Raw genomic sequence first — 8,879 nt, forward strand, 5'->3', positions numbered from 1 at the left:
CGACATGAACCGGATGTATTCGGTCCTGACCGTCAAGGCGGTCGAGGAAGAGCAGCGCATTATCCGCGGCGTCGCCACGACGCCGAACCCTGACCGGGTGGGCGACATCGTCGAACCCTTGGGCGTCCAGTTCAAGAACCCGATGCCACTCCTGCATCAGCACGATCACGACAAGCCTGTCGGGACCGTCACCTTCGACAAACCCACGAAGAACGGCGTCGCTTTCGAGGCGAAGCTGCCGAAGATCGAAGAGCCCGGGCCGCTGCGCGATCGCATCGAAACGGCGTGGGGTGAGGTCAAGGCCGGGCTGGTGCGCGCCGTCTCGATCGGGTTTCGCTCGCTGGAGCACTCGTGGATGGATGATGGCGGCATCCGCTTCATCTCCACTGAAGTGCTAGAGCTCTCGCTCGTCAGCGTACCGGCCAATGCCGACGCCGTCATTTCCACCATCAAGTCGATCGATGCCCCATTGCTCGCCGCGTCCGGCAAGGAGCCGAGGGCAACCGATCGACCTGCTCGCCCCGGCGCCACGGGAAAAACCACGAAACCTGTCAGTCTCAAACCACAGAAAGGAACTGCAATGAAGACCATTGCGGAACAGATCGCGGCGCTGGAAGCCTCGCGGCTTGCCAAGGCTGCGCGTATGGCGGAAGTCATGCAGAAGTCCATCGACGAAGGCCGCTCTACCGACCAGGCCGAGCAGGAAGAATTCGATACTCTCGAATCGGAAATCGGCGCGCTCGATGGCGACCTGAAGCGACTGCGCTCGCTCGAAAAGGCTCAGGCATTGACCGCAAAGCCGGTGATTGCCAGCCAGATCAAGAGCAGCGACGCCGGGACTACATCGCGTCTCGGCGCCCCGGTCGTCATCAAGGCTGATAAGGACGAGGCCTTTGAAGGTCAGAACTACACCCGCATGGTGATCGCCAAGACTTTGGCGCGCATCGACGACCTGTCGGCGGTTGGCGTTGCGCATAAACGCTGGGGGCGGAGCAATCCGCAGCTCGTCGAAAGCATCAAGGCCGCCGTCGCTGGTGGCGGCACGGACTCCGGCGAGTGGGGTGCCGAACTCGTCCACATCGATCGCTACACGGGCGATTTCATTGAGTACCTGTACAGCCGTACCGTCTTCGACAGGCTGCCGCTTCGCGAGGTGCCGGCCAACATCAATATCGCCGGCCAGGACGGCGCGGCGACTGGCTACTGGGTCGGTCAGTCCAAGTCCATTCCGGTCAGCAAGGCTGACTTCATGGATGTGAACCTGACCCCGCTCAAGGTGGCCGCTCTGGCTGTTGTCTCGAAAGAACTGCTCCGTGACTCCTCGCCTTCGGCCGAGAAGCTGGTGCGTGACTCTCTGGTCAACGCTTCGGCGCAGCGTGTCGACCAGACGTTCCTCGGAACGGCGGCGGCATCTGCCGGCGTGTCTCCGGCCGGAATTCTCAATGGCCTCACGGCAGGTACCAGCGCGGGCCCGGATGTCGAGGGTGTCATCGCGGACGTGAAGGCCCTCTACGCGGGTTTCATCGCCGCGAACAATGCCGACGACCTCCAGTTCGTCAGCACTCAATCGCTGTCGAAAGCGCTGGGGCTGATGCAGAACGTCATGGGCAATTTCGCATTCCCCGGCCTCTCGGCGAACGGCGGCGCGCTCCTCGGAGATCCGCTGGTTGCTGGCGGCAATGTTGGGGTTGGCGACTTCATTCTGCTGAAGCCATCCGACATCTACAAGATCGGCGACCGCGGCGTGGAGGTTTCCCTCTCCTCCGAGGCGGCGATCCAGATGGATGACGCCCCGAACGGCGCCTCCGACACTCCGACGGCACACACCGGCGTCGTTTCGATGTTCCAGACCGAGTCCGTCGCCATCAAGGTTGTTCGCCCGCTGAACTTCGCAAAGCGCCGCGCATCTGCGGTCGCCTACATCGGCAATGCCGATTACGGCGCTGCTGTCTCTTGATCGTCGTCGCAGCATTGGTGGGGCCATCCCAGGCCTCACCTTCCTTTTCGAACTAGATGATGGAGGGCCGCCCCGATGGATCTGATCGCTACTCGCCGGTTTACCTATGCTACCCGCCGACTTTTGCCGGGCGACCGGTTTGCGGCGGCTGACCGGATTGCCCGGGTTTTGATCGCTGTGCGTAGAGCCGAGCAGGCCCCGCCAGAGGAGCCCAAAGAAGTTCCGCCCCAAGACACGTTGTCCATGCTGCGGGCGGAATACGAACGCGCGCTCGGAAAGCGAGCCTATCATGGTTGGGACGAGGACGAGTTGCGCGCGAAGATCGCCGTTGCGAAGGAAGACTGATGCGCATCCTCGGTTTCAACATCGGACGTCGGCGCGAAAAAGCTCTCAATGCCGTCAATCCAAACCGTGGTGGTTGGTTGCGGATCATGGAGAGCTTCACTGGCGCCTGGCAGCAGAACGTCGAGGTGAAATACGACTCCGTTCTGTCGTATCACGCTGACTTCGCCTGCCGAACGCTGATTGCTTCGGACATCGCGAAGCTGCGCATCAAGCTCGTCGAGCGCGATGACGATGGCGTCTGGAGCGAAACCAAGAAATCTTCCTATTCGCCTGTCCTGCGCAAGCCGAACCATTTCCAGAACCGGATCCAGTTCATGGAGTGCTGGGTTCTGTCGAAGCTGCAGCGCGGCAACGCCTACATTCTGAAGCAGCGCGACGCCCGCGGTGTTGTGGTACGGCTTTATGTCCTGGACCCTCTGCTGGTCACGCCACTGATCAGCGACGACGGCAGCGTCTTCTACCAGCTCCAGTCCGACAATCTGGTCGGGCTCGGCGAGCCGAGCATCACCGTGCCGGCGCGCGAGATCATTCACGATCGCTTCAACTGCTTTTTCCACCCGTTGGTCGGGCTTTCGCCGATCTTCGCTGGGGGCCTTGCAGCCATGCAGGGACTTGCGATTCAGAATGACAGCACGCGGTTCTTCGAGAACGGCGCTCGTCCAGGCGGTGTCCTTACCGCACCAGGGTCCATCAGCGACGATACCGCGAAGCGTCTCAAGGAATACTGGGACCAGAATTTCTCCGGCAAGAATGCCGGCAAGGTCGCTGTCCTCGGCGACAATCTCAAATACGAGGCGATGCGGGCGAAAGCCGTCGATTCGCAGCTAATCGAGCAGCTCAAATGGTCCGCAGAGGTCGTTTGCTCCGTCTACCATGTGCCAAACTACAAGGCCGGCGTCGGATCGATGCCTACCCACAACAATATCCAGTCGCTCAACGTTGAATATTACTCCCAGTGCCTCCAGGTGCTGATCGAGTCGATCGAGATCTGCCTCGACGAGGGGTTGGGAATGGGTGAAAGCATCGGCACGGAGCTCGATGTCGATGGGCTATTGCGCATGGACAGCATCACCCAGATGGATGTTCTCGACAAGGCCAAGGGCGTAATGACACTCGACGAGCGCCGCAAGAAGATCGACCTCAAGAAAGTCACTGGCGGAGACACCATCTATCTCCAGCAGCAGGATCATTCGCTCGAGGCGATCGCGGCGCGCGATGCGCAGCTGATTGCGCAGTCTCAGGCGTCGCAGGCCGTTCCGGATGAACTAACCGACAACTCCGATGATGATGATGCCGCCGCGCTTGCGCAAGCGGAACAGCGCGCCTTCTTTGCCGAGGCCATGCTGGCATTTCAGAAAGGTCTCGCGGCATGATCGACGCCAAGGCATTCGGACTTGAACTCGCCGGCATCGTGAAGGCGCAACTTGATCCCGTCACGGCGCGGCTCGATGCGTTGGAGCGGCGTCTCGATGGAATGCCCACGCCGCGCGACGGCAAGGATGCGGATATCGATGATGTTCGCCGGCTGGTTGGCGAGGAACTCTCTTCGCTGAAAGCTGCGATTGAGGCGATACCCGCGCCCCCGGAGATGCCCGAGATCCAGTTTCCGGAATTGCCTGATCTCGATGTCCTGGTCGCCGATGCGGTAGCGTCGGCATTTCAGGCGATGCCGATCCCGCAGGACGGAAAGAGCGTATCAATCGAGGATGTCCGACCTTTGGTCGTCTCCGAGATTGAGCGGCAGGTGTCCGCACTGCCGGTGGCGAAAGATGGCGAGCCTGGCGCTGACGGCATCGGTGTTGCTGGCGCAATCATCGATAGGGACGGCAACCTTATCATTACGGCGACCAACGGCATGCCTTACAATCTGGGCAAGGTCGTCGGAAAAGACGGTGACCCCGGTCACGATGGGTTCTCGCTGACGGATTTCGACGCGACGCTGATGGATGATGGCCGCACCGTGCTTCTGTCGTTCGAGCGTGGTGAGCAATCGTTCAAGGTCGAGCTTGGCATTCCGGCCATGATCTATCGCGGCGTCTACCGAGAAGGCACTTACCAGAAGGGCGATACGGTGACTTGGGGTGGAAGCCTCTGGCATTGTGACGCCGACGAAACCACCGAGAAGCCTGACAGCAGCGCGAAGCATTGGACTCTGGCTGCAAAGAAGGGACGCGACGGCAAGGATGGTACGGTGAAGGAGATGACGCCCGCCACTCCGGTTCGCGTCGGTCTGCCGGCGGAGGCGCGGTGATGGTTGCTTTCGTGTCGCTTGAATATGTGAAGCGTCGCCTTCGTATCGACCATACCGACGACGACGAAGTTTTGACGGACCTGATCGAAAGCTCGACAGACGTCGTTATCAATCACCTGAAATCAGCCGCAGATGCCTATCTCGACAGCGGTGGCGATGTCCCGAGTGGCGTCGAAGTTCCCGCTGCGATCAAGACGGCGACGACGATGCTCGTCGGCTATCTCTATCGGGATCCGGATCAGGACCCGGAGAAGGCCTTTGGCGAAGGCGAGTTGCCAGGCCCGGTTGTCGTCATCCTTCGTCCTCTAAGAGACCCGGCACTGGCCTGACCATGAATCTTGAACTGGCGAAGTCGCTGAATCAGGACATACCGTCCTGGTGGCCTAATTGGCATGGCCTAACCTGTGTCATTATTGCCGGCGGACCTTCTGCGAAGTCGCAGGATCTCGCGCTGGTGCGGGAGAGCGGTGCCAAGGTCGTTGTGGTCAATAATGCCCATGAGCTGGCGCCGTGGGCCGACGTTCTCTTTGCGTGCGATCTCGCCTGGTGGCGTCGGTATGGTCCCGATCTTCAGTTTGAAGGCCTCCGTCTTTCGACGGATCGAAGCGTGTGTGAACCGGTGGCACCCTGGCGCGTGCAGTGCGTCATGGTCGACAAACCGAGCGACCGGATGAACTTCGCGCAATTCAATCGGGTGGGTTGGGGCGGCAACAGCGGATTTCAGGCGCTCAATCTGGCTGTGCAGTTCGGTTGCATGAAGATCGTTTTAGTCGGCTTCGACATGACGACGGCCTATGGACTTCATTGGCACGGAGCGCACCCGGCGGGAATGAATAATCCCTCTGAGGGCAATATCGCGAGATGGCGACGGGCGCTGGATGCGGCGGCTGACCAGATCGAGCATCTAGGCATCGACGTGATCAACGCAAGCGTCATATCGACGCTCACGCGTTATCGAAAAGCGTCTCTCGCCGAGGCGTTGTCGGCATGAAGGTGTTGTGCGTTCTTCGCTCGAGCCGCGATTATCGGCCAGAGCATGTGGTGAGGCTGCGCGACCAGGTGCTGGCGCATCTTCCGGGGGCTGACTTCTGCTGCCTATCCGATGTTGCGGTCCCTGGCGTCGATTGCCTGCCGCTGGAATACGCTTGGCCGGGCTGGTGGGCGAAGATGGAAGTGTTTCGGCCGTCGATCAAAGGGCCGGTGCTGTTCTTCGATCTCGATACATCGATCGTCGGCGACCTCTCGGAGATTGCTGCGGTCGATCGTCTGTCAATCATGCGAGACGTGTACCGGTCCGCCGGATTGCAGTCGTCGATGATGTTTTTGCCGGAGGCGTCCCGTGAGCGGATCTGGCTCGAATGGATCGAGCGGCCGGATCATTGGATGAGCGTCTATGCCCGGGGCGGCGACCAGGCCTTCCTTGAGCGCTTCTGGCTCGATCGGGCGACGCGCTGGCAGGACGAACTGCCGGGGCAGGTTGTCTCCTACAAGGCGCACGTCCGCGAGGCGGTGCGCAAGGATCTTGAAACTGGTGACGGCAATATACCGGAAGGAGCGCGCGTCGTGATCTTCCACGGAAAGCCGCGACCTTGGGAAATTGGATGGTGATCGTGCAGCCTTTTGAACAGCGGGGAACCGCAATCCTTAAGCGCCTTCCCCAAAATGCGAAGGCAGCGGAGATCGGCGTGCTGATCGGCACGTTGTCGGCGTTTCTTCTCCAGTCGCGCGGTGACCTGAAGCTGTTGATGGTCGACAGCTGGGCGCCGGCCGATCAGCAGCCGGAGCGATACAAGCTGACCGGCGACACGCACTCTAGCCATGATCTGGCCCGCGTGCAGCGTCATCGACAAGAGGCAGAGGCTCGTGTTCGGAGGTTCTCGGATCGCGCCATCATCATGCCGACGACCTCGGCGACTGCTGCCGAAGAGGTGGCAGACGGTTCGCTGGATCTCGTATTCATCGATGCTGACCATTCCTATGAAGGCGTCCGCGACGATATCTCCGCTTGGCTACCGAAAATCCGCTCCGGCGGATGGGTCGGCGGTCATGATTACCGCAACCCGGATCCGCGTTTCCGTTTTGGTGTCGATCGCGCTGTCGACGAGTGGGCGGAAGCGACCAGTCGACCAATTGAGACTGATCTGAACTTCACGTGGTTTGCGAGGGTCTGATGGCTGATCGTGGCGCCGGACAGCTCTTCGAGAGGGTCGCTTTCGACGAGCGGGCTAACGCCAGCGACGGCGAGGGCAACATCGAGGGGGAGTTTGTCCAGCAGTTTGAATGCCGGGCCGGGTTCACTTTCCTTCGCGGTGGTGAGACCGTCATCGCCGGTCGGCTTGAAGGGCGCCAGCCTGTTGTCGTGAGGGTCCGGCGCAGCAGCAACACGCTGCGCATCGAGTCCGACTGGCAGATGCGCGATCTGGGTAAAGGTGAGTGGCTTGGCGGCTCTGGCGCCGAATACTGGTCAGGCCCTTGCTACGCTGTGCGCTCGGTTATTCCGACTGACGATCGGCTTTTCCTCGACATCACCGTTGAGAGCGGCGTGGCAGCATGACGATTGAAGGTTTGGAGCGACTGAACCGCAAGCTGACGAAGGCGATCCCGGCTGCGGCGTACAGGCGCGTCAAGGAAGCACTGGAGGCGAGCGCCAACGAGGCCGTCGCGGCAATGAAGCGCCTGGCTCCCGTTGACGATGGCGATCTTCAGATGAGCATCTCCTGGACGTGGGGCGATGCGCCGAAAGGGGCGCTTGCTATCGCGACCAGCAAGGGCAGCGCCGACGGAATGCGGATCACGATCTACGCCGGCGGCGGTGATGCCTTCTATGCTCGCTTCGTCGAGTTCGGCACGGCGCCGCACGTCAACGGCGGGCTCTATGCCGGGTCGAAACATCCCGGCACGCGGGCGCAACCGTTCTTCTTTCCCGGCTGGCGCGTGGTCCGGCGGAAGGTGAAGGGGCGGGTGACACGCAACATCAAGCGGGCGATCAAGGAGGCTGCATCATCATGAGCCCCAGTCGGGAACTTTGGAACCTGGTTCGCGACAGCCTTCTCGCCGAAACAGCAGTGATGGCGGAGATCGACGCGATCTACGACAAGGTGCCGTCTAAGCCATGGGGCGCGAAGAAGGCTTACATCAGCCGCGGACCGTTTTTCGGCGCGCCCGATGACGCAGACTGCATCCCCGGGCAAGAGATTACGCTGCAGATCGATATCTGGTCGCAGAAATCGAATCGCTGGTCGGTTGATGAAATCGTCGCAGCAATTCGAGCCGCATTGCACGAGCGCGACCTGCAATTGACCGAGAATGCGCTGGTTGAATTGCGGGTGACGCTCTGGCGCATCATCGACGATCCGGACCCGCTCACCGTCCACGGGATCGTGCAGGTCACGGCCTTGGTCGAGGAGGCGAATGGGACGTAAATGGCTTGGATGATTGTCTATCGTGAAGGAAATTTCCGGCGACCAAACTCGAAGTTCTCCTTCAATTTCAAGCCGGGGCCGGTGCCACAAGAGCATCCCGCCGATGTCGTCGAATATGCCATCTCGAAAGGGATGGCGGAACGTGTGCCGGCGCCGAAGCGTCGCGCGAAGTCCGCTCTGAGCGGCGGCAAAGGGGCGTAGCCCCAATCACCTGAAACCGGGCCCCGTAAGCCCTTTTGTCCAGGCTGGTTTTCCGGCCCGTTTTCACATGGAGAAACGACATGACACGCGCTGTCACCGAGAATTTTCACGAAATGGTCGTTGAGGTCGAGACGACGCCGGGTAGCGGTGTCTTTGCCAAGCTCTGCGGCCTCACCTCGCGGACCACGAATCGTACGTCGAACATGAGCACCTCGGAGGTGCCGGATTGCGACAACGAAGCGCTGCCGGCCGCCGTCGAGCGCGCGGTCCAGTCGCAGGAAGTCACGATTTCTGGCACTGGTGTCTGGGCAGCGCAGAGCCACGGCACGATGATGGACTGGTGGTATTCGGGCGCCACCAAGAACATTCGTGTTGGCCACTTGAAGGCAGAGCCGGGCGACACGGAATACGAAACCGGGCCGGCCTATCTCGTCACGCTTAACAACACGGCCGAACGTGGCGCGAAGGTGACGGCGGAAATCGAAATCCAGTTCGATGGACTGCCGGTCCGTACTCCGGCGGCTAGTGGCACCTGATGCGCGCCGTCGATCTGACCTGGGCGGGCGGGGAGCACAGCTTCTCGCTCACCATCGACCTTCTCAGAGCGTTGCAGCTCAAGTGCGATGCCGGCCCGCAGTTCATCCTGGAACGGCTGACTAGTCGGCGTTGGATGGTCGACGACGTGATCGAGCCGATACGGCTC

The 8,879-nt window shown here is 61.0% G+C and carries 14 protein-coding genes; all 14 read left to right on the top strand.

Going from position 1 to position 8,879, the window contains the following annotated elements; translation table 11 throughout:
- Window positions 1-4 precede the first annotated feature (4 nt).
- The gene (locus L981_RS20955; RefSeq protein WP_043620469.1) at window positions 5-1,957 is read left to right on the top strand and encodes a phage major capsid protein; all 1,953 of its coding nucleotides are present in this window, start codon (window positions 5-7) and stop codon (window positions 1,955-1,957) included.
- Window positions 1,958-2,032: 75 nt separating this feature from the next.
- Entirely contained in the window at window positions 2,033-2,302 is a 270-nt protein-coding gene (locus L981_RS20960) for a hypothetical protein (protein WP_043620472.1), read from the top strand.
- Window positions 2,302-3,675, top strand: a complete 1,374-nt coding sequence (locus tag L981_RS20965) for a phage portal protein (protein WP_043620475.1) — start codon at window positions 2,302-2,304, stop codon at window positions 3,673-3,675. The genes L981_RS20960 and L981_RS20965 overlap by 1 nt, the downstream gene beginning before the upstream one ends.
- Entirely contained in the window at window positions 3,672-4,553 is an 882-nt protein-coding gene (locus tag L981_RS20970) for a hypothetical protein (protein ID WP_052201915.1), read from the top strand. The genes L981_RS20965 and L981_RS20970 overlap by 4 nt, the downstream gene beginning before the upstream one ends.
- Window positions 4,553-4,882 (top strand): head-tail connector protein, encoded by a 330-nt coding sequence (locus tag L981_RS20975; protein WP_043620477.1) that lies wholly within the window; start codon window positions 4,553-4,555, stop codon window positions 4,880-4,882. Before L981_RS20970 ends, L981_RS20975 begins: the two co-directional genes overlap by 1 nt.
- Window positions 4,883-4,884: 2 nt before the next feature.
- Complete coding sequence (locus tag L981_RS20980; RefSeq protein WP_245281681.1) at window positions 4,885-5,544, top strand: hypothetical protein; 660 nt, start codon at window positions 4,885-4,887, stop codon at window positions 5,542-5,544.
- On the top strand, window positions 5,541-6,161 hold the full coding sequence (locus L981_RS20985) for a hypothetical protein (protein ID WP_043620480.1): 621 nt from the start codon (window positions 5,541-5,543) through the stop codon (window positions 6,159-6,161). The genes L981_RS20980 and L981_RS20985 overlap by 4 nt, the downstream gene beginning before the upstream one ends.
- Window positions 6,155-6,724, top strand: coding sequence for a class I SAM-dependent methyltransferase (locus tag L981_RS33395; RefSeq protein WP_052201916.1), 570 nt, complete (start codon window positions 6,155-6,157; stop codon window positions 6,722-6,724). Before L981_RS20985 ends, L981_RS33395 begins: the two co-directional genes overlap by 7 nt.
- Window positions 6,724-7,107 carry a head-tail adaptor protein gene (locus L981_RS20995; protein WP_043620483.1) on the top strand — a complete coding sequence of 128 codons (384 nt, stop codon included), beginning with the start codon at window positions 6,724-6,726 and terminating at the stop codon, window positions 7,105-7,107. Before L981_RS33395 ends, L981_RS20995 begins: the two co-directional genes overlap by 1 nt.
- Window positions 7,104-7,562 carry an HK97-gp10 family putative phage morphogenesis protein gene (locus tag L981_RS21000; protein WP_043620486.1) on the top strand — a complete coding sequence of 153 codons (459 nt, stop codon included), beginning with the start codon at window positions 7,104-7,106 and terminating at the stop codon, window positions 7,560-7,562. Before L981_RS20995 ends, L981_RS21000 begins: the two co-directional genes overlap by 4 nt.
- Window positions 7,559-7,975 carry a DUF3168 domain-containing protein gene (locus tag L981_RS21005; RefSeq protein WP_043620489.1) on the top strand — a complete coding sequence of 139 codons (417 nt, stop codon included), beginning with the start codon at window positions 7,559-7,561 and terminating at the stop codon, window positions 7,973-7,975. Before L981_RS21000 ends, L981_RS21005 begins: the two co-directional genes overlap by 4 nt.
- Window positions 7,976-8,176 carry a hypothetical protein gene (locus tag L981_RS21010; protein WP_043620492.1) on the top strand — a complete coding sequence of 67 codons (201 nt, stop codon included), beginning with the start codon at window positions 7,976-7,978 and terminating at the stop codon, window positions 8,174-8,176. It abuts the gene before it with no gap.
- Window positions 8,177-8,256: 80 nt separating this feature from the next.
- Complete coding sequence (locus L981_RS21015; RefSeq protein WP_043620495.1) at window positions 8,257-8,712, top strand: phage tail tube protein; 456 nt, start codon at window positions 8,257-8,259, stop codon at window positions 8,710-8,712.
- Window positions 8,712-8,879: gene transfer agent family protein (locus L981_RS36055; RefSeq protein WP_197067177.1), on the top strand; the 168-nt coding region annotated here is incomplete at its 3' end. The genes L981_RS21015 and L981_RS36055, both read left to right, overlap by 1 nt.

Source organism: Ensifer sp. ZNC0028, from assembly GCF_000799055.1.
Taxonomy (GTDB): domain Bacteria; phylum Pseudomonadota; class Alphaproteobacteria; order Rhizobiales; family Rhizobiaceae; genus Ensifer.

Bases quoted from the DNA above. Each gene is read 5' to 3' on its own strand.
- L981_RS21000 (WP_043620486.1), top strand. From the start codon at position 7,104: ATGACGATTGAAGGTTTGGAGCGACTGAACCGCAAGCTGACGAAGGCG.
- L981_RS20995 (WP_043620483.1), top strand. From the start codon at position 6,724: ATGGCTGATCGTGGCGCCGGACAGCTCTTCGAGAGGGTCGCTTTCGAC.
- L981_RS20965 (WP_043620475.1), top strand. From the start codon at position 2,302: ATGCGCATCCTCGGTTTCAACATCGGACGTCGGCGCGAAAAAGCTCTC.
- L981_RS20970 (WP_052201915.1), top strand. From the start codon at position 3,672: ATGATCGACGCCAAGGCATTCGGACTTGAACTCGCCGGCATCGTGAAG.
- L981_RS20980 (WP_245281681.1), top strand. From the start codon at position 4,885: ATGAATCTTGAACTGGCGAAGTCGCTGAATCAGGACATACCGTCCTGG.
- L981_RS20955 (WP_043620469.1), top strand. From the start codon at position 5: ATGAACCGGATGTATTCGGTCCTGACCGTCAAGGCGGTCGAGGAAGAG.
- L981_RS21010 (WP_043620492.1), top strand. From the start codon at position 7,976: ATGGCTTGGATGATTGTCTATCGTGAAGGAAATTTCCGGCGACCAAAC.
- L981_RS20985 (WP_043620480.1), top strand. From the start codon at position 5,541: ATGAAGGTGTTGTGCGTTCTTCGCTCGAGCCGCGATTATCGGCCAGAG.
- L981_RS33395 (WP_052201916.1), top strand. From the start codon at position 6,155: ATGGTGATCGTGCAGCCTTTTGAACAGCGGGGAACCGCAATCCTTAAG.
- L981_RS20975 (WP_043620477.1), top strand. From the start codon at position 4,553: ATGGTTGCTTTCGTGTCGCTTGAATATGTGAAGCGTCGCCTTCGTATC.
- L981_RS21015 (WP_043620495.1), top strand. From the start codon at position 8,257: ATGACACGCGCTGTCACCGAGAATTTTCACGAAATGGTCGTTGAGGTC.
- L981_RS21005 (WP_043620489.1), top strand. From the start codon at position 7,559: ATGAGCCCCAGTCGGGAACTTTGGAACCTGGTTCGCGACAGCCTTCTC.
- L981_RS20960 (WP_043620472.1), top strand. From the start codon at position 2,033: ATGGATCTGATCGCTACTCGCCGGTTTACCTATGCTACCCGCCGACTT.